Origin of the sequence: Natrinema sp. DC36, assembly GCF_020405225.1 — an archaeon.
GTDB lineage: Archaea > Halobacteriota > Halobacteria > Halobacteriales > Natrialbaceae > Natrinema.
Genome location: NZ_CP084472.1, coordinates 3,009,411 through 3,032,258 on the forward strand (window position 1 = coordinate 3,009,411; position 22,848 = coordinate 3,032,258).

A 22,848-nucleotide genomic window follows, 5' to 3' on the forward strand; every position below is an offset into this window, starting at 1 on the left:
CGGTTCCGTCTCGAGGGGATCGAGTCGTTTCGTCGTTTTCTTATAGTAATTTCTGGGAGTGTGCGTATGATACGGCGTCTCGCCTCGGTAGCCGGTGCGGTGATACTGGTGTTCGCCGGCGGCCTCCTCGCAGTCGTCGGGCGCGACGTTCTCACCGATCCCGTCACCGCGACGGTCGTCGCCGGTCTCGTCCTCGCGTCGCTCCTGTGGATCACCGGCAGCCTCGCGGATTCGGTCTCGATCGGCCGACGAGCCGTGCCCTGGAACGTCTTCGTCGGAGCCGGGAACGTCGTCCTCTCGGTCGCAGTCGTTCTCCTGACGGTTCGGTCCGCCGTCGCCACCGATGATACGAGTTCGTGGCTCATCGCCGCGGCGATGCTCGCCGGCGGCACCTCGCTGTCCTGGCAGGGCGGCCAGATCGCCTTCGACAGCCGCCACGTCGACCTCGAGGCGACGCCCTCGAGCGGACGGGTTCTCGCCGTCGCGTTGCTCGTCGCCGGGGCGTTCGGCGTCGGATTGCTCGCGGGGACGGTGGTATAACGGTTCGTCCGCACGTCGGCGAGCGCGATCGAGCGCTCGACTCCGTTCAGTGTATATAAAGGGACGAGACGCCTACACTGGGACATGTTCGATACTCGCCCCAACCGAGGGGCCGAAATGGCCCTCGTCGGCCGCTCGAACGTGGGCAAATCCACGCTCATGCGCGAGCTGACCGGCCACAGCTTCGACACCGGCGGCAAACCCGGCGTCACCCGCTCGCCCAACCACTACGACTGGGCCCCCGAGGACTTCGTCATCACCGACCTCCCCGGCTTCGGCTTCATGAGCGGCGTCGACGAGGAGCACCGCGAGCAGATCAAGACCGACATCGTTCACTACCTCGAGGAGTACGCCGACAACGTCCTCGTCGCGATTCTCGTCGTCGACGGCAAGAGCGTCATCGACATCATCGACCGCCACTCCGGACCCGACGAGATCCCCTACGACGTCGAGATGTTCCACTTCCTGCGCGATCTCGACGTCCCGACGATCGTCGCCGTCAACAAGATGGACAAGGTCGACGACGAGGACGAGCGCCTCGACGCCCTCTGCGACCGCCTCGGCCTCTACCCGCCCTGGAAGCAGTGGCAGGACACTATCGCCCCCATCAGCGCGAAGAAGGGGCAACTCGAGCCGCTGAACGAGGCCGTCCGGAGCCACCTGCACGAGCAGAACAGGGACGATCTGTTCAAATTCTTCTGACCAACCTTTTGCGCTGCGTGCGGTCGCTTCGCGACCGCACTCGGCAAAATCTCGAGAGAGCGCGGAGCGCTCTCTCGGACCTCGCGGGAGCTCCGCTCCCGCTTAGCGTTGATGAAAAGCACTCTTCCCTCCGTTCCGAGCGCTTCGCGCTCTCCACATCGGTCATCGGCCCGCTCGCTCCCTGACTCGCGGCCGTTGGCCGCTCGTCTTTGCGCGGCGCGAAGCGCCGCGCGTTCGGTCGCTCGCGGTGATTGACTGGGAAACGCCTGCCCTTCCCCGCTGAGCGGACGCAACGCGTCCGCGATGCTCGGAAGAGCTTGCTCTTCCGTTGGGTTGCACGACTCGAGTACTACGAGAGTCGTGCGCCCGGCCAGTGATTCGAGGCCAGTGTCGTCTCGGACTCCAAATCGGGACCGTCCTCAGACGACTCGGTTGTGAAGCGCCTCGTCGTCCTCGATTCGGTGGACGTTCTCACGGACGATATCGCCCACATCTCGGAAGTAGTCTCGCGTGTACGCGGCGCAGTGCGGTGAGATGAGTACCTCGTCTAGCTCCCAGAGCGGCGAGTCCTCGGGTAGCGGCTCCTCCTCGAAAACGTCCAGCGCCGCTCCCGCGAGCGAATCCGCCTCGAGGGCGTCGATCAGCGCCGGTTCGTCGACGACCGGCCCTCGAGCGACGTTCACGAAGTACGCATCGTCGCGCATGGCGTCGAACGTCTCGGCGTCGAAGAGGTGATGCGTCTCGTCGGTCAGCGGCACGGTAACGATCACGAACTCGGCGTCAGCGATCGCTTCGAACAACCGGTCGTTCGCGTAGATCTCGTCGAAACCGGGAACCGGATCGTCGGAGCGCCGGACCCCCGTCACGCGGACCCCGAGCGCGCCCAGCGTTTCCGCGACACCGCGACCGAGCGTGCCTGTTCCGACGACGCAGGCCGTCGACCCGGGGAGCGTGAACGCTTCGTTCCACGCCGGTCGCTCCCACCGGCGTTCCCGCTGGTTCGCGACGTGGTCGTGGAGCCGCCGAGCGAACGTGAGCAGGTAGCCCGCGACCGTCTCGCCGACGGTTCGGTCGTGAATGCCCGTGCTATTCGTGAGGACGACGCCGCGTTCCTCGAGGTCGTCAAACGGAAATCTGTCGACTCCCGCCTGAATCGAGTGGACCCACTCCAGATCGAGGAACGCCTCCCGGTACTCGAGGGTGACGACCGCGTCGCAGCCCGCGATCCCGTCGTCGTCGATGACCTCGACCTCGATCGGGAGATCGGTGAGGTGCGTCGCGAGCTCCTCCGGCGGAAAGACGTCGCGGACCGACTCGTGGATGCCCAGACTGTCGACCGGCGACTCGAGTTGGGTACGCATACGCACCGCTACGAACGAGGCGAGATTGAACCTTTGGTCGATTGCGATCCGGAAACCGACCCCATCGACGGGTTTTCTGACTCGGAGACCACTCTTTCATATTGATATACTACCGGTCGTAACGTCCTGCTATGCAACAACGAACTGACACCGGTTCGAACGGCGAGCACGGGATCGAAACGAGTCGCGTCACTCGACGGAGCACACTGATCGGAGTCGGAACGATGGCCGCTACTGGGTTGGCCGGGTGTTCGGCCAGGGCAAACGAGAGACTCGAGGACGTGGCCGTCTTCAACGAGACCGACGAGCCGATCGACGGGACGATCGACATCATCGGTCCGGACGACGAGATCGCTCTCTCGGACGCGTTCGACGTCGCATCGCACGACGAGGAAGCCGACGTGGACTCGAACGCGTCGGCATCCTACGAGGGAGTCTGGGGAACCATCGGCGACTACGACGTTTCCGTCCAACTGGCTGACGGGTTCGACATCGACGGGAAAACGCGTGCGAACGAAACGGTGACGATCGAGGACACGGATAGCGCACTGCTCGCCGTCGTTCTCGGCTCGGACGACCGCGACGACGAGATCGGTTTCGCCGTGGGAGAACGCTGGACCGACTTCGAGCGGTAATCGCGGTACGGGCGACCGCGGAACTCATCCGTCAGGTCACCACGGGACCCCATCCGTCGCGCCACATCGGATTCGACAGGATCGCAGGGAGATACGTCTCCGGGCCGCTGAGACGGTGGCTCGGTGAAAGCTATCATCACAAGGGGCTAAGCGGGGGTAACTCTCGTCATCGCCACCGATCGATGATACCCCCGTCGGACGCAAAAGCCTCACGGACATCCGTTCGCGTCCGAAAATCCGCTGCGTCACGAGCCCCGATGGGCAGCCGCGTCCGAATACCGCTACCACTCCTCGAGCCCGCGCAATTCCGCGGCCAGGTCACCCACAGCATCGGGTTCAAGTGCTCCGCGTTCGGTCACGATCTCGGACACGCAGTCGGCGGGCGTTACGTCGAACGTCGGGTTCAGGACATCGATCGACGCGTCGCCGGCGTAAACCGCCGATCGATCGCCGGACTCGAGGTTCACGGCCTCGCGGGTCGAGACCTTGTCCGTCGCCGCGACGACGGACACCGGAATCCCCTCGCGGTCGGCGGCGATCGCCAGCGCTCGCGTTCCGGTCTTGTTTACGACGGCGCCGTCGGGCAGGACGGTGTCGGCGCCGACCACGACGCGGTCGACGTCCTCTCCGGCGAGCACGTACGCGGTCGCCGCGTCGGTGTGGACCGTCACGGCGCTCGCCGTCGTTTCGGCCAGCGTTTCCGCGACGTCGATCCCCTCGCGAGCCGGCCGCGATTCGGCGACGAAGACGCGCGACGGCTCGCTCGTTCGGAGCGCCTCGAGGACGGTCCCCGATCGCGAGAGGGTCGCGACGCTGCCCTCGAGGCGCTCGCTCGCGTTTTTCGCGGCGGCCTCGTCGGCCGCGAGGGCTCGATCGACGTTCGACAGCGCGGACTCGAGCACCGCGGCGGCACCCGTCTCCGCGCCCTCACCACCGTCCGCACGGCCATCGTCCGATTCACTCGGTTCCGGAGAACGGCCATCGACGGCCTGGCCTCGAGCAACCGGCCCGCGAGTTCGGCGAGTTCGTCCCGCTCGCCCTCGGGATCGCCACCGGACGAGCCGCGTTCGGCCACGAGCAGCCCCGCTCGATCGCGCAGCACCTCGAGCGCTCGTATGGACAGGAACGCGGCGCCGTGCTCGTCGTCGGCCGCGATCGATCGAACGGTGGGTGCCACGCGCTCGTACGCGGTCCACAGTTCGGGGACCGTCTCGCCGTCGGGTCCCTCGCGGTCGTCGCCGACGCCCTCGAGGATCGCGGTCGGCGGAACCCACTCGGCGGCGTCGTGTTCCTCGCTCAACTCGATCTCCCGGGCGTCGCAGGCGAACAGATAGGGGTGGACGACCCACTCGCGCTCGAGATCGGCGTCCTCGAATTCGACCGGCCGTCCGGATCGAACGAACGAAACCGTCTCTCCGGGCGCGAGGCCGGTCTCCTCGCGGATCTCCGTGCGGACCTGTTCGTCGGGGTCGCCCTCCGCAAACCCGGAGACGCCGCCCCACCGGCCCCGGTAGGTGCCGACGGCGTCGCTGCGGCGCAAGCAGAGAACGTCGCCCCGATGGCGGAGGAACGCGGTGACGACGTGAGCCGGGTCATCGCTCGGGGTGTCGGTGTCCGGGCACATACGATGGCCCACGGCGACCGGGAAGGTGTCGCTTTCGAACGCGCCGCTACGGACCGCGAGGGACTCGCCCCGAGCCCGTCCTCGAGTGAGCGAAACGGACGACCAGGGGTCGTCCGCTGACGAACGCTTTTCGGAACTGCAGACGAACGCACGGCTATGACGCGTATCGCGATCGTTTCCGACACCCACGTGCCCACTCGAGAGCCGGAGCTTCCCGCGTGGGTCGTCACCGAGATCGAGGCGGCCGATCACACCATCCACGCGGGCGACTTCGAGTCGTTCGGAGCCTACGAGCAGTTCGTCGACCTCACGGGCGGCGAGTTGACGGCCGTTCGAGGCAACGTGGATCCGGCGACGCTCGACGCGCCGACGACGGCCACCCTCGAGGTTGACGGCGTGACGTTCGTCGTCACCCACGGCGACGGATCGTCGGGCGACTGGCGGGAGCGAGTCGTCGAGACGGCCCGCGAGAAAGCGGGCGCGGAGGCCGACACGAATCTCGTCGCCGTCGCCGGTCACACCCACGCGGTGGTCGACGAGACCGTCGCGTTCGACGAGTCCCGTCCGGCCGACGAGGGCCGCGCCGCCGGTCGCATCCGGGTACTCAATCCGGGGAGCGCCACCGGCGCTGCACCCACGACTCGCGAGACGATGTTCGTCGCGACCGTCGCCGACGGGGACGTGACCGTCGAGTTACGAACCGGGTGAGGACTCCGAAACCGCGAGGGGAGTGCGGGCGACGCCGCTCGAGCGTGAACTATACCCGTCTCGGGTACCCCCGTGAGACCATGACACAGCGCGTAACGGTATCGCTCGACGACGACTCGGCCGCGGCCCTCGAGACGCTGGTCGCCGAGACGGGCAACGGACAGAGCGAGGTCGTCCGCCGCGCGCTCACCTTCTACGCGGCGAACTTCGAGGCGGCCAACGAACGGCCGAGCGAGAACCTCGAGCGGTACTACCGGATGCTCTCCTCGGGGGAGCACGTCCTGCTCGATATCGACTTCCTGCACGCCTTCCTCGAGCACTGCTACGCCGGCGGCGATCCCGATCCGGCGTTCGTCGAGGCGGCCGATCGGGTCTCCGACTACCACGCCCGCGAGTACGAGGCCCGATTCGAGGAAGTCGGCGACCTGCTCGAGTGGCTCTCCTTCTGTGGCTTCCTCGATGTCCGCGAGGAGGGCGAGGGCGTCTACCACCTCGTCTTTCCCTCGGAGGCCGTTCGCTGGTTCATGACCCGGTTCATCGAGCGAAGCACCGTCGAGTTGCCGACGGAGATCGAACTCGAGGGCGGCGTCTCGAAGGTGATCGTCACCGAACGGGCGGCCGACTGACGCGAACGGATGGCCGACTGATGCGAACAGGCTATCGACTACCGATCGCTCGGCACGAACGCCGGTTTGCAATAGACGATTGACGGATGAATGCGCTCAGCAGCTATCAGTGAACGCGCTCGAACACTGCGAACGGACCGTGACGATCACACGGGTTCATACGAACTCATACGACGATCACAGCGCCTCGAGTCGCCGGAGCGTCCGTATGTTCGACTCTTAACAACCCTTTTGGGAATCTCGGAGAGTGGTGCATGTGAGTACACATCATGGGCGTCATCGACCGAGTGAAGGCGATCGGACCGGGCGCGCTCGTCGCGGCGGCGTTCGTCGGTCCGGGGACGGTAACGACCGCGAGCGTGATCGGTGCCGAGTACGCGTACCTGCTCGTGTGAACGATCGCGTTCTCGATCCTGGCGACGATCGTGCTCCAGGAGATGAGCGCGCGGCTGGGACTGATCACGCAGGAAGGGCTGGGCGAAGCGTTCCGAAACGAGTTCGATAACCCGATCCCGCAGGCGATCACCGTCGCACTCGTCGTGAGCGCGATCGGCATCGGAACCGCGGCGTTCCAGACGGGCAACATCGTCGGCGGCGCTGCCGGCCTGGCGACGATCACCGGCGTTAGCGAGAACATCTGGGGACCGATTATGGGTCTCGTCGCCGCCGGCCTACTGTGGACGGGGAGCTACAAGCTGATCGAGCGGGTCTTCATCGGCCTCGTCACCGTCATGGGACTGGCGTTCGTGGTCAACGCGATCATGGTCCGGCCCGATCTCGGCTCCCTGGCGGGCGGACTCGTCCCGGCCGTCCCCGAGGGATCGGCGTACCTCATCGCCGGCCTCGTCGGGACCACCGTCGTCGGCTACAACCTGTTCTTGCACGCGAGCACCGTCCAGGAGCGGTGGGACGGTGCCGAAGACCTCGCCGAGTGTCGCGCGGACACGATCGGCATGGTCATCGTCGGCGGCATCATCACGACCGCGATCGTCGTCACGGCCGCCGCGGTGTTCCCCGAAGGAACCTCGATCAGTAACGTCGGCGAGATGGCCGACCAACTCGAGCCGGTCTTCGGCGGCTACGCGCTCACGTTCTTCGCGATCGGCCTCTTCGCGGCCGGCTTCACGAGCGCGATGAGCGCGCCGCTCGCGGGTGCCTACGCCACCGCCGGCGCGCTGGGCTGGGAGCGGGACCTGACGTCGACCCGGTTCCGGGCGATCTGGATGACGATCCTCGGCGTCGGCATCGTTTTCTCGGCGCTGGACTACAACCCCGTGCAGGTGATCGTCTTCGCACAGGTCGCCAACGGGCTCTTGCTGCCGATTCTGGCGGTGTTCCTCATCTACGCGATGAACAACGACGAGCTGCTGGGCGAGTACACGAACAGCACCCTCCAGAACGTTCTCGGCGGGCTCGTCACGCTCGTCGTGATCGGTATCGGCCTCCGAACGCTCTACGACGTGTTGCTCGTCTAACTAACGGATCGAATGACAGATTCAAACGCACACGACTCGAACGCGGACGCATCGATGGATACCAACGAATCGACGGGGGACGGTAACACGCGCATCGGTGTCGACGTCGGCGGCACGTTCACCGACGTGGCGCTCTCCGTCGACGACCGGCTCGTCACCGCGAAAGTGCCGACGACCGACGACCAGCACGTCGGCGTCCTCGAGGGAATCGACAAGGCCTGCGACCGCGCCGGGATCGCGCCGAGCGAGATCGACGGCTTCGCGCACGCGATGACCGTCTCCGTCAACGCCCTGCTCGAGCGCGACGGCGCGAAGACGGCGCTCGTGACGACCGAGGGCTTTCGCGACGTCCTCGAGATCGGCCGCCAGGACCGACCCGATCTCTACGACCTCGAGGCCGAGAAGCCCGACCCGCTGGTCCCTCGCGAACTGCGGTTCGAAGTCGACGAACGGACGACGACCGAGGGAGTCGAGCGGTCGGTCGACGCCGACGCGGTCCGCGACATCGCAGCAACCCTGCGCGAGCGCGATGTCGAAGCGGTCGCTGTCTGCCTGCTGCACGCGTACGCCGATCCGGATAACGAGCGAGCCGTCGCCGAGACGCTGCGCGAGGAGCTCGCGGTGCCGATATCCGCGTCCCACGAGGTGCTCGCCGAGTTCCGCGAGTTCGAGCGGACGTCCACGACGGCCGTCGACGCCTACCTCCGACCGGCCATCGACGGCTACGTCGGCCGGCTGGTCGAGGAAGCCGACGCGGCGGGGATCCCGGCACCGTGGATCATGCAGGCCAACGGCGGTATCGCAGACCCCGAAACGGTTCGCGAGCACGCCGTGACGACGACGCTCTCGGGGCCGGCCGCCGGCGTCGTCGGCGCTGCGGCGACCGTCGACGACGCCGACGTCGAGGGGCTCGTCACCTTCGACATGGGCGGCACCTCGAGCGACGTGAGTCTCGTCCGGGACGGGCGAGCGGAGCGGACGACCGACGCCGAGGTGGACGGAATACCGATCCGGACGCCGATGGTCGACGTGAACACCGTCGGCGCGGGCGGTAGCTCCGTCGCCTGGGTCGATCCCGGCGGCGCGCTCCGGGTCGGCCCGCGCTCTGCGGGCGCCCAGCCCGGTCCCGCCTGCTACGGTCGCGGGGGGACCGAGCCGACCGTCACCGACGCCGCCGTCGTGCTCGGCTACATCGGCCCCGACACCGCGCTGGGCGGGGAACTGACGCTCGACGTCGACGCCGCCCGCGACGCACTCGAGGGACTGGCGGACGAGGCCGGCCTCGAGGACGCGCTCGAGGCCGCTCGCGGGGTCTACCGCGTGGCGAACGCGACGATGACGCGGACGATCCGGTCCGTCACCGTCGAGCGCGGGCACGACCCACGCGAGTTCGCACTCGTGGCCTTCGGCGGCGCGGGCCCGATGCACGCCGCGGCGCTGGCGGACTCGCTGTCCGTCGACCGGGTCGTCGTCCCGCGACCGAGCGGGGTCCTGTCGGCCTTCGGCCTCCTCGCGGCCGACGAGAGCTACGACGCGGCTCGGACCGTCGGAGCGGACCTCCGGGCGGCCGATCCGGCCGATCTCGAGGGCGTCTACGACGACCTCGTGGCGGACGTCCTCGCGGACGCGTCCGATCCGGACGCGGCGCGGGTCGAGCGCGCCGCCGACTGCCGGTACGCGGGCCAGAGCTTCGAGCTGACAGTAGCCGTCGACGACGAGTTCGACGCGGACGAGGTTGCGGAACGCTTCCACGACGCTCACGAGCGGGCCTACGGCTACGCGATGGACGACTCGATCGAGATCGTTACCCTCCGCGCGACGGCGACGGTTCCCGGCTCGGAGCCGACCGTCCGGTACGACGGCGCGGGCGACGACATCATCGGCACCCGGCGAGTGCACTTCGCCGACGGCGCGCGGTCGGCGACCGTCTTCGATCGGGATCGGCTCGCACCCGGCGCGACGGTGTCCGGACCGGCGATCCTCGAACAGGCCGAGAGCACGACCGTCATCCCGCCCGCGTGGACCGGCGACGTGCTCGCTGACGGCACCCTGGTACTGACTCGAGCGAGCGACACGGCGGAGGGACACCAATGACCGTGAATACCGACGACTCGGACGACGGAAGCGACGAGAGCATCGATCCGGTCACCCTCGAGGTGGTCCGCAACCAGCTCGAGAGCGTCGCCGAAGGGATGGGACAGACCCTGATCCGGGGGGCGTACTCGCCGAACATCAAGGAACGTCGGGACTGCTCGACGGCGCTGTTCGACGCCGACGGGCGGCTGATCGCGCAGGCCGAACACATCCCGGTCCACCTCGGCGCGATGCCGGCGGCCGTCGCGGCCGTCCGGGAGCGCGACCCGAATCCGGGCGACGTGTTCGTGCTCAACGACCCCTTCACCGGCGGGACGCACCTGCCGGACGTGACGATGGTCTCGCCGCTCGCGCCCGGCCGTGACGGGAGCGGCGCGGACGACAAGCGTGCTCTCGACGGCGATACTGAGGGCCGAATCGGCGACGATATCGTCGGCTACGCCGTCTCGCGCGCCCACCACGCCGACGTGGGCGGGATGACCCCCGGCAGCATGCCGGCCGACTCGCGGGAGATCTACCAGGAGGGACTCCGGCTCCCGCCGACCCGGCTCGTCGCGGGCGGACGAGTCAGGGAGGAGATCCGCTCGCTCGTCCTCGCGAACGTGCGCAACCCCCGCGAGCGCCGCGCCGACCTCCGGGCGCAGCGGGCGGCCAACGAACGCGCCGAGGCCCGGCTCGAGTCGCTGTTCGACGAGCACGGCCGAGAGACCGTCCTCGAGGGGTTCGACGCCGTGATCGACTACTCCCGCGAGCGCGTCGAGCGCGAGATCGCGGCGCTCCCCGACGGCACCTACGAGGCGACCGACGTGCTCGAGGGCGACGGCGTGACCGACGAGGATATCGAGATCAGCGTCGCGGTGACGATCGACGGCGAGCGCATCGACGTGGACTTCTCGGGGACCGACGACCAGCTCGCGGGGAACCTGAACGCGCCGCTCGCGGTCGCGAAGAGCGCCGTCTACTTCGTCGTGCGCTGTCTCACCGACCCCGAAATTCCGCCGAACCACGGCTGCTACGAACCGGTCGAGATCAGCGCGCCCGAAGGATCGCTGCTCGACCCCGAGCCGCCCGCGGCGGTCGTCGGCGGCAACGTCGAGACCAGCCAGCGGGTCACCGACACCGTCTTCACCGCGCTCGCGCGGGCCGCACCCGACCGCGTGCCGGCGCAAGGGCAGGGCACCATGAACAACCTCACCATCGGCGCGCGGGACGGCTCCGTCACCTACTACGAGACGATCGGCGGCGGCTTCGGCGCGCGTCCGGACCGCGACGGGATGGACGGCGTCCAGGTCGGCATGACGAACACGCTCAACACGCCCGTCGAGGCCCTCGAGACCGAGTACCCGCTGCGGGTCGAGCGCTACGCGCTCCGGGAGGGCAGCGGCGGTCGCGGGCGATATCGAGGTGGGGAAGGACTCGAGCGGTCGGTCACCGTCGAGACCGACGCGACGGTGTCGCTGCTGACCGAGCGCCGACGCCACGCGCCGAAGGGGGTCGACGGCGGCGAGGACGGCGCGACCGGCGAGAACCTGATCGACGGCGAGGCGGTTCCCGCGAAGACGACCGTCGACGTCGACGCCGGGACGACCGTCACCGTGCGGACCCCCGGCGGCGGCGGGCACGGGGAGCCGGACGAGCGAGAAGAGTAGGCGCTCGAGAACAGTACTATCAGGCGGCTTTTGGGGGACGACTGAGGACCAATCGATCGTTCTCGAGAGACGGTTACTCTCGTAGATAGCCGACGAGTCTGTCGACCGTTTCGTCTAGCGGTGTCTGTTCCACTCGGCCGAACCAGTCGAGAATATCGGCGTGAGACAGCGAGACGACACCCCAGGGGACGAGGGAGCTCCGTTTCGGGAGCCCGCCATCGAGAAAGTCGTCCTCGCCGAGCGGAATCGTCTCGTCGTATCACGTTCGCGTCGTCAACGTGACTGCGATGTACTGTTCTCCGTCGAACGGATGGGCAGTGGTGCTGACGATCACGAACGGGCGACTCGGTTTCTCCTCGTTGAACGGATCACCGGCCTCGACGACGTCGCCGCGTTCGTACTTCATTCGCCGTCCGTCCCCCGTTGGCTCGGATGCTGCTCGTCAGCGCCGGCGTCACGCCACGCGTCCATATCTTCCGTGCCGAGTTGCTCGTTGAGCGTATCGAGGCTGCGACGCAGGTCGATGGCGGACCGAACGCGTTCCGGATCACCGGCGGCCCAGTACGGTGGCTTGTGTCGCACCAGATCTCTCTCCTTCAATCGGCTCAGTACCGCGCTGACGACGTTCGGATCGATACCCGTCGAATCGGCGATTTCCCGTCGCCTGAACGCTTTATCCTCATTCGAAACGAGAAAGAAGAGTACTTGCTCCGCCTGAGTCCGGTCCCCTTCGAACTCCGTTTCCCGTTCGAACGTGTCGATATCGATCGGCATATCTACGTTTTCGTGTTTGGAAGATATGTTTGTTTTCCTCGTTTGTACCCTTTGTCTCGATTCGTTGCTCGGTGATCGGGACGAATCGGCCGTCGGTGGCTCCATTCTCCGGTGACGGTGCGTTTTTAGCGCCGCTCGCCCACCCTCCGGTATGGAACTCAACGGCGTGGCGGACCTGCCCGAGATCCGCTCCGGCGACGACATCGCCGAACTCGTCGCGGATCGGGCCGCCCTCGAGCCCGGCGACGTGCTCACCGTCGCCAGCACGGTCGTCTCGAAGGCGGAGGGCCGGACGGCGAATCTCGAGGACTACCCGGTCAGCGGCCGGGCGCGGGAGATCGCCGACCGGATCGCGGAGTTGGCCGACGAGGAGAAGGACCCGCGATTCGCGCAGGCGGTCCTCGAGGAGAGCACGGAACTGCTGATCGACGCTCCCTTTCTGCTGACCGAGACCAGGTTCGGCCACATCTGCGTCAACGCGGGGATCGACCGCTCGAACGTGCCGGATCACGACCTGTTACTCCTGCCGAAGCGACCGACCGAGAGCGCCGAGCGGATTCGAGCGGGGCTCGAGCGGCGGGGCCTCGAGGACGTCGCGGTGGTCGTCACGGACACCTGCGGCCGGCCGTTCCGACACGGCCAGCGCGGCGTCGCGCTCGGCTGGGCCGGGATGCCCGCGAGCAGGGACTGGCGGGGCGAACTCGACCGGGACGGCCACGAACTCGGCGTCACCGTCCAGTCGGTCGTCGACGAACTCGCCGCCGCCGCGAACCTCATTACTGGCGAGGGAGCAGGCGGGACGCCCGCCGTCGTCGTCCGGGGCTGGGAGTTCGGCGAGCACGAGGGGAGCGACGAGCTCTTTCGATCCGTCGAGAGCGACTTCGTTCGTCAGTCGCTTCGAGAGTGGAGGTTCAGTGAATGAGTGAGAACACCGACTCGAGCAACGATCCGACCTGGGGCATCGAGCTCACGCCCGAACACCCGCCCGAACGAGTGGCCGACCTGGCCGCGCTCGCGGAGGACGAGGGGTTCGACATCGCGTTCGCGAGCAGCCACTACTTCAATCGCGATCCGTTCGTGGTGCTCTCCCGGATGGCCGACGCCACCGACGAGATCCGGCTCGGGCCGGGCGTCGTCAATCCGTACGAAACGCACCCCGTGAAACTGGCCGCGCAGACGGCGACGATCGACGAGATCAGCGACGGCAGAGGCGTCTTCGGCGTCGGCGCGGGCGACCGCTCCTCCCTGTCGAACCTCGGTCTCGAGCGCGACAGCCCGCTCCGGCGCGTCCTCGAGACGTTCGATCTCGCTCGAGAGCTCTGGGACGGCCGGACGGTCACCCACGAGGGAACGTTCACCGCGCGGGACGCGTCGCTCAACCTCGAGCCGCCGTCCGAGGAGATTCCGGTCTACGTCGGCGCGCAGGGCCCGCACATGCTTCGGATGAGCGCGAAACACGCCGACGGCGTGCTGGTCAACGCCGCCCACCCGCGGGACCTCGAGTGGGCGGCGGGCCAGCTCGAGCGGGGGAGTGAGGAACGACCGGACGAGCGCGGCGAGTTCGAGTCGCTCGCGTTCGCGAGCGTCAGCGTCGCCGGCGACGAAGCCGCGGCGCGCGAGGCCGCCCGGCCGCCCGTCGCCTTCATCGTCGGCGGGGCCGCCGAGCCGGTCCTCGAGCGTCACGATATCGACCGCGACGCCGCGACCGCGGTGAGCGAGGCGCTCGAGCGGGGAGCGCTTCCCGAGGCCTTCGATCGCGTTACCCCGGCAATGATCGACGCGTTCTGTATCGCGGGAACGACTGATACGGTCGCGGACCGGTTCGCCGCGGCGCTCGAGCACGTCGACGGGATCGTCGTCGGCTCGCCGCTGGGTCCGGATCTCGAGGACGCGATCGATCGGGCGAGCGAGGCGCTCGCTCGGGCGAACGAGATGCAACGCGAGTGAAAAGTCAGTCGTCGCGGTCAGTTCGCGGTGAAGAGGTTGCCGACCGCACCGAGGGTGAGGACGCCGAAAACGCCCATCGAGACGGCGACGAGGAGCGCGCCAATCAGGACGAGCAGCGGTGCGAGTCCCGCGCCCATCGCGACGTCAGTGAAGAGTTCGGTCATCTCGAAGAGATCGTCCACGACGCGGTTCGCGACGTTCAGCGGTGTGACGGTGTCCATATTCTGGCGTTGTGACCCGTGCTACTTGGCCGTACCGGTCCCGTTCCCCGTTCAACGCCGGTCGCTGTACGTCGTCCTCGGGAGCGGAGGCGAGCGATTAAGCCGCCGGCGCTCGTACTCCCGTCCGTGACCGACGACGCGACGCTCTCGGATTTCGCGTCCGCCGCTACCGACGAACCGGACGCCGACTCGAGTACCGACGGAGACGGCGACAGCGACGGCAACAGCAACTCGACAGCGGGAACCGACGACGAGCCAACGCCGGAAACTACTGCCGACCCCACGCCGAAAGTCGACGCCGAACCAGCATCGAGTGTCGACTCCGACGCTCCGTCAGCGGGCGCGGACGACTCCAACAGACCGTCAGCGGGCGCGGACGACCCCACTGGCGATCCCGGACTCTCCACGTACGCCTGGGGCGAGTTCGACTGTAGTCGGTGCGACGGCGCGACCGACCGCGTCTGGCGTTCGAACGGCGATCTGGTCTGTCCCGACTGCAAGGAGTGGTAACGAATGACTGGCCGGGGTAATAGCGGACTTCTCGAGGGGTGCCTGCGAATGTGCTCCCGAAGATTTATATCTTCGTCGCGGTTCTATTGAGATGCAATGGCGAAAGGTACGGTCGACTTCTTCAACGACACAGGCGGCTACGGATTCATCGAAACTGACGACGCGGACGACGACGTGTTCTTCCACATGGAAGACGTCGGCGGCCCGGACCTCGAAGAGGGGCAGGAGGTCGAGTTCGATATCGAGGAGGCCGAAAAAGGGCCACGCGCGACGAACCTCGAGCGAGTCTAAGCTGTTCCGTCGAGTGGTATCGTTTTCTGATTGCTACTCGGGTAGCGACGGCTCTCGGGTGTGAGTGGAACGAGTCTCGTGTGAGATCGTTCGCGACTCACTCGAGGATCGCGCTCGTCCCGAGCGGAGCGTTACGACAGGGACGACAGCGGCGGCGTCTTCTCACATAACTGGTAGTTCATGTGACACAAAGCATATGTTCCGGAGCAACGGATGTCGTCGTAATGACCGGGTCGGCCGGGTCCCCGCAGACACTTCGACAGTATGACTGATGCAAACCCGACAGTAGACGCAGGCACCGAGTTGACGGCCGACGGCGACACCCTCCGAATTTCGACGGTCGAACGACTGTGTGCCGCCATCGAGACGAACGTTTCGCGCGTAATCGTCGGCCACGACGATGTCATCGAGCACGTCGTTACCGCCGTCCTCGGGCGCGGACACGTCCTGCTCGACGACGTTCCCGGCGTCGGCAAGACCATGCTGGCGCGCTCGATCGCCAAATCCGTCGACTGCACGTTCAGTCGCGTCCAGTTCACGCCGGATCTCCTCCCCACCGACGTCACCGGTGTGAACATCTTCAACCAGCAGACACGCGAATTCGAGTTCCAGTCCGGCCCCGTCTTCGGAAACATCGTCCTCGGCGACGAGATCAACCGCGCACCGCCCAAGACGCAGGCCGCGCTGCTCGAGGCCATGGAGGAGGGGCAGGTCACCACCGACGGCCGGACGCGCGAGCTGCCGACGCCGTTTACCGTGATCGCGACCCAGAACGCCGTCGAACCGAATCGTACCTACGATCTGCCCTTCGCCGAACTCGACCGGTTCATGAAGAAGCTCCACCTCGGTTATCCGGAGCCCGAGGAGGAGGCGGAACTGCTCGGCCGGACCGTCGGCGACCATCCCATCGAGTCGCTCGAGCCGGTGACCGACCGCGAGACGCTCGTCGCCGCCCGCGAAACCGTCTCGACGGTGCAAGTCGCGGAGCCGGTTCGAGCGTACGTGACGCGGCTCGCGGCGTACACCCGCGAGCACGCGCACATCGGCGTCAGTCCCCGCGGGACGATCTCGTTGCTCCGGGCGGCACAGGCCCGCGCCGTCACGAACGGCCGGGAGTACGTGACTCCCGACGACGTGCAGGCCGAGGCCCCCGTCGTCATGAGCCACCGGATCAAGACGGACGGTCGCGACCGCACCGGCGACGCGGTCGTCGAGGACGCACTCGAGCGCGTTCCCGTCGAATGAGGGCCCCACCTCGACTGCGGCTGACGCACCGCGGCTGGACCGTCGTCGTGGCCGTGCTCGTTGCCGTCGCGCTGAGCTGGGGGTTCGGCCCCCGTGCGTTGAACGCGATCGTCGTCCCGCTGGTCGTCGTCCTGCTCGCCGGCCTCGTCACGACCGCCCGAACCGACCGACCGCGCGTCGACCGGCAGCCCGTCAGTGAGGGGTTCATCGGCGAGCAGCGACGGGTCGAGATCGCGATCGAGACCGACGGCGCGATCGCCGCAACTGTCCGCGACACCGTCGGTGACGGCCTCTCGTCGACCGCGGAACCCGTCGCCGAGACGACTCTCGAGGGCGATGAAACGGTTACCTACGACGTGCGACTCGAGGCGCGGGGCCGTCACCGGGTCGGTCCACTGTCGATCGTCGTCAGCGACGTCGTCGGCCTCGTCGAGCGCCGATTCGAGTACGAGGAAATGACGCCCGTGCTCGTCTATCCGTACGTTCACGAGCTGGGCAACGGCCCGGCCGCCGACCTTCGAGCCCTCACCGGCGTCGCCGATCGGCGCGACCGCGAGGAGTTCGATCACCTTCGAGAGTACCAACGCGGGGATCCGCTCCGCGACGTCCACTGGAAGACCGCCGCCAAGCGCCCCGACGACGAACTGGTCGTCGCGGAGTACGCTGACGACGAGGCGGTCGGAGCCGTCACGGTCGCCGCGGAGTGCCGTTCGCGTCGATTCGACGAGCTCGCCGATCGCGACGATGAGTGGGCGGCGGCCACCGCAAGCGTTGTCACCGTTCTCCTCGAGCGAGGCGCGCCGGTCGGGCTCAGCCTTCCCGACGAGACGCAGCAGCCGGGAGACGGCCGAGAACACCACCGCGAACTGCTGGGACTGCTGGCCGTCGCCGGGCCCGGCGAACTCGACGACCGGACGCGGCGGGACGCCGACGTGCTGGTTCGAACCGACGCCGACGGGACGACGATCGTCGTCGACGACCGCGAGATCCCCTTCGACCGGCTCCGCGGTCGAGATCGAGGGCGAGGAGAGGGAAGCGGCGATGGCGATCACGACGAGCGACGCGGCGGGGGGGATCACAACGCGCAACGCGGCCAGGGCGATTACGACAGTCGACGCGAACGCGACGACGGCGGACGATCGGAGGTGAGTCCATGAGTACGGACTCGTCCGGACGCGTCGGCGATCGGACGATATCGCTCGATACGGACCGATCCGTCGACTCCGACATCGTCCGGCCCGTCGCCCTGGGCTGCGTGCTTGCTCTAACGGCGTCGTACGTGAGCGTCCTCTACGGAATAACGCAGGTCGTCGGCGGCAGTCAGACACTGTTCGCGCTCGTCGCGGCGATGCTCGTCGCGGCGACGGTACTCGCGCGGCTGATCCGGCCGCTGACCGCGGCGGTCCTCGCGCTGGCAGCGACCGGAATCGGCTTCAGCTACTACCTCACGTCGGCCGGCGTCGATCCCGGCGTCGTCTTTACGGCCACCGACGCACTCGTCTCCGATACCGTCGCGCTCGCGACCGGTCTCCCCCTCCTCCGGATGCTGCAGGCGGGCGTCTGGACGCTGGGATTCGCGCCCGCTCCCGTCTTCCTCTCGTGGTATCTCGCCCTTCGAGGCCGGTACGCGCTCGGCGTCATCCCCGGCGGGGCCGCGCTGGGCTTTCTCGTGTTGACCGGCGACGCGGGCACGCTCACCACCCTGGCCGGCACCCTCGCCGCCATCGGCGCCGTCGCCGCCGGCGAACTCGAGAAACGGGGCGGCTCGATCCGGCAGGCGGACCTGCTCGCGGCCCTGTTCGCGCTGATCGTCGTCCTCTCGATGACGGTCACGATCGTCCCCGGCCAGCCGTCCGGGCCGACCCACCTCGTCCAGGGCGAACCCGGCACGCTCGAGGCGACGCTCGATACCGCGCCCCAGCGGTCGGGAATCTCCGGACAGGTCGATCTCTCACCGGAAGTGCGGTTTACGGTCGAGTCCGACCGACAGTCGTACTGGCGCACGGGCGTCTACGATCGCTTCACCGGCGACGAGTGGATCCGGACCGGGCAGAGCAACCGGTACGACGGACGGATCGGATCGCCGCCGGGCAACTACGACCGGGTCGAACAGACCATCACCGCCGAGACGAAACTGGGGATCATGCCCGTCGCCCCACAGCCGATCTCGCTCGGCGGCGACGTGACGCGGCGGACGAGCGTTTCCACCCACGGCCAGCCGCGCCCCGAAACGCCGCTCGAGGCGGGTGACAGCTACAGGGTCGAGAGCGCGATCGTCGACCCCAGTCCGTCCGCGCTCCGGGCCGCCGGGACGAACTATCCCGACGACGTCACCGACCACCACCTGCAGACGCCCGAAGGTACCTCGAGCGAGTTCCGGGAGCGCACCGCCGAGATCACGGCCGACGCCGCCAATCCGTACGAGACCGCGGTCGCGATCGAGCGCCACCTCGAGTCCTCGAAGGAGTACTCGCTGGAGGTCTCCAAGCCCCCCGGAAACGCCGCCGAGGAGTTCCTGCTCGAGATGGACGAGGGCTACTGCGTCTACTTCGCGACGACGATGGCGCAGATGCTCCGCGAGGAGGGCGTCCCGGCCCGCTACGTCACCGGCTACACGAGCGGCCAGCAGGTCGACGACGATAGATACGTGGTCCGCGGGCTCGACGCCCACGCCTGGGTCGAGGTCTACTTCCCCGACCACGGCTGGGTCCAATTTGATCCGACGCCAGGGGACGGCCGCAACGACGTCCACACCGACCGGCTCGAGGAGGCCCGCGAAAACGGCAACGAGGACGCGGACACCGAGGAAAGCGCCCACGTTCCGGCTCGCGACGATTCGTCCGACGATCCCGATGACGACTCGAGCGATCCGTCCGAACCCGACCCCGACGACCCGAACGATCCAGGCACTCCGGGCGACCCCAACGAACCGAGCGAGCCGAACGGTTCGCCGAACGAGCCGGTCAACGGAACGAACGAGAGCCCGTCCGACCGCACCGAGGGCACCGAGTCGAACGACGCCGAGCCGCTCGTCACGGTCACGCGCGAAACGGCGGCGCTCGGGTTCGTCCTCTTCCTCGGACTCGCCGCGGGCGTGCGCCGGATCGACGCGACGACGCGCGCTCGTCGCGAACTCGGGGTCTACTGGCACGGCCGCCGTCGCGACCCCGATCGAGACGCCGAACGCGCATTCGCCCGGCTCGAGCGGCTACTCGCACGCCAGTATCGGCCGCGGCGGCGGTCGGAATCGGCTCGAGCGTACCTGGCGGCACTGTCGGCAGCGACGGACGACGCGGCCGACGCGGAGCCGATCGACCCGCGGACCGAACTGGTCGTCGACTACTACGAGCGAGCGACCTACGGCGGCGGTATCAGCCGAGCGGACGCCGACGAAGCGATCGAGATCGTCGACGATATCGCTCGAGAGTCCCTTCCAGTAGTCGGTCGACTCCGATAAGACAGGGGCCAATCCGAACGTCACCGCGATCGAACGGGAACTGAGTTGTTTACCGGCGGCCAGTCGCGGATAACTCCCTCGCCTACTCAAAAAGAACCGCGCGAAAGCATGCGGGTCCCGATAGTGTTTAATATGCCCGTTTCATAGCTACGAACGTAATGTCGGAAGTCTGCTCGACGTGCGGGCTGCCCGAGGAACTCTGCGTCTGTGAGGACGTGGCCAAGGGACAACAGCAACTCACCATCCGCATTGACGAGCGCAGATACGGGAAAGAGGTAACGATCGTCGAAGGATTCGATCCGAAGGACGTCGATCTGGACAGTCTCTCGTCGGATCTCAAATCGAAGTTCGCCTGTGGCGGCACCGTCGAGGACGACCACATCGAACTCCAAGGCAACCACACCGGTCGCATCGAAGAGTTCCTTCGGGACCGGGGCTTCAACGTCGCCTGATACCCGCAATGCGCTGAGACGACTTCCGAACCCACGACCGCATCGCAATACTCTTATCCGTTTTTTCACGCCGATCGACCAGTCGAATCGCCGAATCGCTGCGTCGAACTGCCGACTGACCGACGGGGATCCGACGCGAGGCTCCGTGGGAGACGGAGTGTGCGCTGACCCCGTGACCGAACCGATCAGAACGGCGATTCGCGGTCGGTCGGTTCGTCGCGCTGTTCTTCCTCGCGAACGAGCCCGAATTTCATGCCGTACTTGTCGAGTCCACCCGCCATGCTCTCGACGCGCGCATCGGCGGTTCCCTCGTAGGAACCGATGAGCTGTGCGGCCTGCACGCTCGCCTTCCCGTGCGGACAGACGGTGACGATGTGATCGTCGTCTTCGAGTTCGTCCACACGGTCCGTGAGCTCGTGAAAGGGAATGTTCTCGCTGCCCGGAATGTGGCTGTGTTTGAAGTTCCGCTCGTCGCGGATGTCGACGATGCGAACGTCCGCATCGTCCTCGAGGAGTTCCTTGACCTCGTCGGTGGAGATTTCGCCGTCCATTACCGGCGCGTTAGGTCGCGAGCTGAATAAGAATACGGTTCCGGTCGCGTCCGGCCGAGCCGTCGGAGATGGCGTCGGCGAATCGCAATCGCGCTACAGGACGCCGTCCTCCGCCGCGAGCAACAGCGCCGACAGCGTCGAATCGTTCGCCGGCTGTTCGCGGGCGCGTTCGAGCGCCTCGCTCACCGGCACCGTCGTCACCTCGAGGAACTCGTTGTTGTCGAGTTCTCGCTCGCCGGGCTCGAGTCCCTCAGCGTAGACGACGCCGCGGTCGTGGCGCAAAACGCCGGTCGCGACCGCGTACTCTTGGAGGAGCGCGGTGCTCGAGGGGCGAAAGCCGGTCTCCTCCTCGAGTTCTCGGGTCGCCGCCCCCGTGTAGGACTCGCCGTCCTCGACGATCCCCGCGGGGAGCTCGAGGTGCGTCTCGCGGATCGCAGGTCGATACTGTTCGACGAACAGGAGGCGGTCCTCGTCGCCGCCAGCGTCACCAGCGCTCTCCGCGTCCGCGAGGACGCTCCCGTCGATCCGCGCGACCACGACGACCGCGGGAGGGAGGTCGGCCCAGTAGTACCGCTTCCGGCTCCCGTCGGGCTGTTCGAGCAGATCGTAGCCGCCGTCGTACCAGCCCGTCTCGTACTCGGTTCGCTCCTCGAGCAGGTCCCACTCGTCGGGTACAGGCATCGTGGACACGTGGGCGCTCGAGCGGATAATAGGTGCTGGTCGCTCCGCTGGCTGCGACGGAACACAGTTACTCGTCCAGGCAATCGGACAGCCAGTCGGCTCGCAGGTTTGTCGGATCGATCGATGGTGCGTCTTCGATCGTCGACTCCTCGGTGAGACAGCCCCGCATCGCGTCCGCGAATGCCGATCGGGACAACCGAGGCCGGAGGACGATTCGGCCGTCCTCGACATCGACGCGAACGCGGTCGCCTGGCTCGAGATTTATTCGACCCCTGATCCGCTTCGGGAGCGCTATCGTTCCGTTTTCATCGAGTCGACAGTCCGTTCCGTCGTCGGTCATGGATGTGAGTACACTGCGGTCGCCTACACGATATCTCGGTACAACCGCCCAAACGCCTGCCGGCGAAGCGTCGCGATAGCCGCCTCCTCCTCGTTCTGAAACGTCGCCGCGACGGCCTCGCCGTCCGGCCCCGCGTGCCAGACGACGCGGTCGACGTCCTCGTGGCCCGCCATCGTCACCTCGCCGTCGTAGTCGTCGCGCCAGCCCTCGAACTCCTCGCGGGAACCGACGCGAACCTCGAGCAGGCTCGCGAAGAGGGCGTCGCGTGCGGTTTCGACGACATCCCCCGTGACACGCTCGCCGTACTCCTCGCGGTCGAACTCCATGGCCTTCGCGACCTCGCGGACGACCGTCTGGGCCGCGGGACCGACCGACTCGTACTCCGCGCGTGCGTCCGCGACCGACTCGAAGGTGAACGTCCCCACTGTGTGCATATCCGTCCAGTCGGCAGAGACGCAGTTACGCGTTTTCGTTCTCGTCGATGTCGCTCTCCACGCTCTCGCCTTCCTCGCTGTCGTCCGCGTTCGATGGCGATTCGTCGTCCGCGTCGCTCTCGCCCGTGGGCTGCATCTCTCGAGTCAGTTCGGCGGCTTCCTGGAGGACGTTTTCGGCTTCGGCGGTCATCGAACCGCGGCCGGGCTGACGGCTCTGGCGGGCGATCCCCTCCTCGAGCGAGTCCGGTCGCCCGGGCTCGCGGCCATGGCCGTGGTCGTGGCCGGACCCCGCGAACTCGGGCGTATCGATTTCCCGTGCGTGCGGACTGACGATTTCGCCGAGCTCCTCGGGACTGCAGTCTCCCCAGTGGGGTGCGTGCTCCTCGAGCCACTCGCGATGATTTTCGCGGCCGAGTGACGCAGTGATCGCGAGGTGATTCGCGAGGTGCACCGCGTCGGCCTCTTCGGCGTCACAGACCGGACAGGCGTATCCCATACGAGACCGTACGGGTTCGGACGGTAAAACGTGCC

General features: G+C 67.3%; 24 protein-coding genes and 2 pseudogenes. 16 read left to right on the top strand and 10 right to left on the bottom strand.

Annotated elements, in window-relative coordinates; translation table 11 throughout:
- Positions 1-66: 66 nt before the first annotated feature.
- Complete coding sequence (locus LDH74_RS15555) at positions 67-540, top strand: hypothetical protein (RefSeq protein WP_226039622.1); 474 nt, start codon at positions 67-69, stop codon at positions 538-540.
- Between the two features lie 84 nt (positions 541-624).
- A complete protein-coding gene (engB, locus tag LDH74_RS15560; protein WP_226039623.1) occupies positions 625-1,242 on the top strand; it encodes a GTP-binding protein EngB in 618 nt (205 codons plus the stop codon).
- 419 nt (positions 1,243-1,661) lie between these two features.
- Here the strand turns inward: engB and ddh are convergent, their stop codons facing one another.
- Positions 1,662-2,603 (bottom strand): D-2-hydroxyacid dehydrogenase, encoded by a 942-nt coding sequence (ddh, locus tag LDH74_RS15565; protein WP_226039624.1) that lies wholly within the window; start codon positions 2,601-2,603, stop codon positions 1,662-1,664.
- Positions 2,604-2,734: 131 nt separating this feature from the next.
- Between ddh and LDH74_RS15570 the strand changes: the two genes are divergently transcribed.
- Positions 2,735-3,238 (top strand): hypothetical protein, encoded by a 504-nt coding sequence (locus LDH74_RS15570; protein ID WP_226039625.1) that lies wholly within the window; start codon positions 2,735-2,737, stop codon positions 3,236-3,238.
- Between the two features lie 281 nt (positions 3,239-3,519).
- On the opposite strand, the pseudogene LDH74_RS15575 reads toward LDH74_RS15570, so the two are convergent.
- Positions 3,520-4,862, bottom strand: a pseudogene (locus tag LDH74_RS15575) (NUDIX domain-containing protein).
- Positions 4,863-5,018: 156 nt separating this feature from the next.
- Between LDH74_RS15575 and LDH74_RS15580 the strand changes: the two are divergent.
- The 5 genes and pseudogenes from LDH74_RS15580 (at position 5,019) to LDH74_RS15600 (ending at position 11,414) form a co-directional block, all read left to right on the top strand.
- Positions 5,019-5,570: a YfcE family phosphodiesterase gene (locus LDH74_RS15580; protein WP_226039626.1), complete on the top strand. Its 552-nt coding sequence runs from the start codon at positions 5,019-5,021 to the stop codon at positions 5,568-5,570.
- Positions 5,571-5,650: 80 nt separating this feature from the next.
- Positions 5,651-6,196, top strand: a complete 546-nt coding sequence (locus LDH74_RS15585; protein WP_226039627.1) for a ribbon-helix-helix protein, CopG family — start codon at positions 5,651-5,653, stop codon at positions 6,194-6,196.
- 269 nt (positions 6,197-6,465) lie between these two features.
- Positions 6,466-7,671 (top strand): annotated as a pseudogene (locus tag LDH74_RS15590) (Nramp family divalent metal transporter).
- Positions 7,672-7,683: 12 nt separating this feature from the next.
- Positions 7,684-9,765, top strand: coding sequence for a hydantoinase/oxoprolinase family protein (locus LDH74_RS15595; RefSeq protein ID WP_226039628.1), 2,082 nt, complete (start codon positions 7,684-7,686; stop codon positions 9,763-9,765).
- Positions 9,762-11,414 (top strand): hydantoinase B/oxoprolinase family protein, encoded by a 1,653-nt coding sequence (locus LDH74_RS15600; protein WP_226039629.1) that lies wholly within the window; start codon positions 9,762-9,764, stop codon positions 11,412-11,414. Before LDH74_RS15595 ends, LDH74_RS15600 begins: the two co-directional genes overlap by 4 nt.
- A gap of 259 nt (positions 11,415-11,673) precedes the next feature.
- Here the strand turns inward: LDH74_RS15600 and LDH74_RS15605 are convergent, their stop codons facing one another.
- Positions 11,674-11,820 carry a hypothetical protein gene (locus LDH74_RS15605; protein ID WP_226039630.1) on the bottom strand — a complete coding sequence of 49 codons (147 nt, stop codon included), beginning with the start codon at positions 11,818-11,820 and terminating at the stop codon, positions 11,674-11,676.
- Positions 11,817-12,188, bottom strand: a complete 372-nt coding sequence (locus LDH74_RS15610; RefSeq protein WP_226039631.1) for a helix-turn-helix domain-containing protein — start codon at positions 12,186-12,188, stop codon at positions 11,817-11,819. Before LDH74_RS15610 ends, LDH74_RS15605 begins: the two co-directional genes overlap by 4 nt.
- A gap of 151 nt (positions 12,189-12,339) precedes the next feature.
- Here LDH74_RS15610 and LDH74_RS15615 point away from each other — a divergent pair, with 151 nt between their 5' ends.
- Together LDH74_RS15615 and LDH74_RS15620 are read left to right on the top strand one after the other, a co-directional pair.
- Entirely contained in the window at positions 12,340-13,110 is a 771-nt protein-coding gene (locus tag LDH74_RS15615) for a coenzyme F420-0:L-glutamate ligase (RefSeq protein ID WP_226039632.1), read from the top strand.
- Positions 13,107-14,135 carry a 5,10-methylenetetrahydromethanopterin reductase gene (locus LDH74_RS15620; protein ID WP_226039633.1) on the top strand — a complete coding sequence of 343 codons (1,029 nt, stop codon included), beginning with the start codon at positions 13,107-13,109 and terminating at the stop codon, positions 14,133-14,135. Before LDH74_RS15615 ends, LDH74_RS15620 begins: the two co-directional genes overlap by 4 nt.
- A gap of 17 nt (positions 14,136-14,152) precedes the next feature.
- Here the strand turns inward: LDH74_RS15620 and LDH74_RS15625 are convergent, their stop codons facing one another.
- On the bottom strand, positions 14,153-14,356 hold the full coding sequence (locus LDH74_RS15625) for a hypothetical protein (protein ID WP_226039634.1): 204 nt from the start codon (positions 14,354-14,356) through the stop codon (positions 14,153-14,155).
- A 126-nt stretch (positions 14,357-14,482) separates the two neighbouring features.
- Here LDH74_RS15625 and LDH74_RS15630 point away from each other — a divergent pair, with 126 nt between their 5' ends.
- The 6 genes from LDH74_RS15630 to yciH all read left to right on the top strand — a co-directional run bounded on the left by LDH74_RS15630 (position 14,483) and on the right by yciH (position 20,311).
- On the top strand, positions 14,483-14,866 hold the full coding sequence (locus LDH74_RS15630) for a hypothetical protein (protein ID WP_226039635.1): 384 nt from the start codon (positions 14,483-14,485) through the stop codon (positions 14,864-14,866).
- A gap of 96 nt (positions 14,867-14,962) precedes the next feature.
- Positions 14,963-15,157, top strand: coding sequence for a cold-shock protein (locus LDH74_RS15635; protein WP_098725289.1), 195 nt, complete (start codon positions 14,963-14,965; stop codon positions 15,155-15,157).
- A gap of 264 nt (positions 15,158-15,421) precedes the next feature.
- A complete protein-coding gene (locus LDH74_RS15640; protein ID WP_226039636.1) occupies positions 15,422-16,402 on the top strand; it encodes a MoxR family ATPase in 981 nt (326 codons plus the stop codon).
- 14 nt (positions 16,403-16,416) lie between these two features.
- The gene (locus LDH74_RS15645) at positions 16,417-17,559 is read left to right on the top strand and encodes a DUF58 domain-containing protein (RefSeq protein WP_226042539.1); all 1,143 of its coding nucleotides are present in this window, start codon (positions 16,417-16,419) and stop codon (positions 17,557-17,559) included.
- Positions 17,556-19,859, top strand: a complete 2,304-nt coding sequence (locus tag LDH74_RS15650) for a DUF3488 and transglutaminase-like domain-containing protein (RefSeq protein WP_226039637.1) — start codon at positions 17,556-17,558, stop codon at positions 19,857-19,859. The genes LDH74_RS15645 and LDH74_RS15650 overlap by 4 nt, the downstream gene beginning before the upstream one ends.
- A gap of 158 nt (positions 19,860-20,017) precedes the next feature.
- On the top strand, positions 20,018-20,311 hold the full coding sequence (yciH, locus tag LDH74_RS15655; RefSeq protein WP_226039638.1) for a stress response translation initiation inhibitor YciH: 294 nt from the start codon (positions 20,018-20,020) through the stop codon (positions 20,309-20,311).
- Between the two features lie 185 nt (positions 20,312-20,496).
- Here yciH and LDH74_RS15660 read toward each other — a convergent pair whose 3' ends face one another.
- From LDH74_RS15660 to LDH74_RS15680, 5 genes are all read right to left on the bottom strand, one after another.
- Positions 20,497-20,862 carry a rhodanese-like domain-containing protein gene (locus LDH74_RS15660; protein ID WP_226039639.1) on the bottom strand — a complete coding sequence of 122 codons (366 nt, stop codon included), beginning with the start codon at positions 20,860-20,862 and terminating at the stop codon, positions 20,497-20,499.
- A 93-nt stretch (positions 20,863-20,955) separates the two neighbouring features.
- Complete coding sequence (locus LDH74_RS15665; protein WP_226039640.1) at positions 20,956-21,543, bottom strand: NUDIX hydrolase; 588 nt, start codon at positions 21,541-21,543, stop codon at positions 20,956-20,958.
- A gap of 67 nt (positions 21,544-21,610) precedes the next feature.
- Positions 21,611-21,883, bottom strand: coding sequence for an AbrB/MazE/SpoVT family DNA-binding domain-containing protein (locus LDH74_RS15670; RefSeq protein ID WP_226039641.1), 273 nt, complete (start codon positions 21,881-21,883; stop codon positions 21,611-21,613).
- A 23-nt stretch (positions 21,884-21,906) separates the two neighbouring features.
- Positions 21,907-22,317 carry a DUF5809 family protein gene (locus LDH74_RS15675; RefSeq protein ID WP_226039642.1) on the bottom strand — a complete coding sequence of 137 codons (411 nt, stop codon included), beginning with the start codon at positions 22,315-22,317 and terminating at the stop codon, positions 21,907-21,909.
- A 25-nt stretch (positions 22,318-22,342) separates the two neighbouring features.
- Entirely contained in the window at positions 22,343-22,813 is a 471-nt protein-coding gene (locus LDH74_RS15680; protein ID WP_226039643.1) for a DUF5810 domain-containing protein, read from the bottom strand.
- Positions 22,814-22,848 lie beyond the last annotated feature (35 nt).

Bases quoted from the DNA above. Each gene is read 5' to 3' on its own strand.
- LDH74_RS15555 (WP_226039622.1), top strand. From the start codon at position 67: ATGATACGGCGTCTCGCCTCGGTAGCCGGTGCGGTGATACTGGTGTTC.
- engB (WP_226039623.1), top strand. From the start codon at position 625: ATGTTCGATACTCGCCCCAACCGAGGGGCCGAAATGGCCCTCGTCGGC.
- ddh (WP_226039624.1), bottom strand. From the start codon at position 2,603: ATGCGTACCCAACTCGAGTCGCCGGTCGACAGTCTGGGCATCCACGAG.
- LDH74_RS15570 (WP_226039625.1), top strand. From the start codon at position 2,735: ATGCAACAACGAACTGACACCGGTTCGAACGGCGAGCACGGGATCGAA.
- LDH74_RS15580 (WP_226039626.1), top strand. From the start codon at position 5,019: ATGACGCGTATCGCGATCGTTTCCGACACCCACGTGCCCACTCGAGAG.
- LDH74_RS15585 (WP_226039627.1), top strand. From the start codon at position 5,651: ATGACACAGCGCGTAACGGTATCGCTCGACGACGACTCGGCCGCGGCC.
- LDH74_RS15595 (WP_226039628.1), top strand. From the start codon at position 7,684: ATGACAGATTCAAACGCACACGACTCGAACGCGGACGCATCGATGGAT.
- LDH74_RS15600 (WP_226039629.1), top strand. From the start codon at position 9,762: ATGACCGTGAATACCGACGACTCGGACGACGGAAGCGACGAGAGCATC.
- LDH74_RS15605 (WP_226039630.1), bottom strand. From the start codon at position 11,820: ATGAAGTACGAACGCGGCGACGTCGTCGAGGCCGGTGATCCGTTCAAC.
- LDH74_RS15610 (WP_226039631.1), bottom strand. From the start codon at position 12,188: ATGCCGATCGATATCGACACGTTCGAACGGGAAACGGAGTTCGAAGGG.
- LDH74_RS15615 (WP_226039632.1), top strand. From the start codon at position 12,340: ATGGAACTCAACGGCGTGGCGGACCTGCCCGAGATCCGCTCCGGCGAC.
- LDH74_RS15620 (WP_226039633.1), top strand. From the start codon at position 13,107: ATGAGTGAGAACACCGACTCGAGCAACGATCCGACCTGGGGCATCGAG.
- LDH74_RS15625 (WP_226039634.1), bottom strand. From the start codon at position 14,356: ATGGACACCGTCACACCGCTGAACGTCGCGAACCGCGTCGTGGACGAT.
- LDH74_RS15635 (WP_098725289.1), top strand. From the start codon at position 14,963: ATGGCGAAAGGTACGGTCGACTTCTTCAACGACACAGGCGGCTACGGA.
- LDH74_RS15640 (WP_226039636.1), top strand. From the start codon at position 15,422: ATGACTGATGCAAACCCGACAGTAGACGCAGGCACCGAGTTGACGGCC.
- LDH74_RS15650 (WP_226039637.1), top strand. From the start codon at position 17,556: ATGAGTACGGACTCGTCCGGACGCGTCGGCGATCGGACGATATCGCTC.
- yciH (WP_226039638.1), top strand. From the start codon at position 20,018: ATGTCGGAAGTCTGCTCGACGTGCGGGCTGCCCGAGGAACTCTGCGTC.
- LDH74_RS15660 (WP_226039639.1), bottom strand. From the start codon at position 20,862: ATGGACGGCGAAATCTCCACCGACGAGGTCAAGGAACTCCTCGAGGAC.
- LDH74_RS15665 (WP_226039640.1), bottom strand. From the start codon at position 21,543: ATGCCTGTACCCGACGAGTGGGACCTGCTCGAGGAGCGAACCGAGTAC.
- LDH74_RS15670 (WP_226039641.1), bottom strand. From the start codon at position 21,883: ATGACCGACGACGGAACGGACTGTCGACTCGATGAAAACGGAACGATA.
- LDH74_RS15675 (WP_226039642.1), bottom strand. From the start codon at position 22,317: ATGCACACAGTGGGGACGTTCACCTTCGAGTCGGTCGCGGACGCACGC.
- LDH74_RS15680 (WP_226039643.1), bottom strand. From the start codon at position 22,813: ATGGGATACGCCTGTCCGGTCTGTGACGCCGAAGAGGCCGACGCGGTG.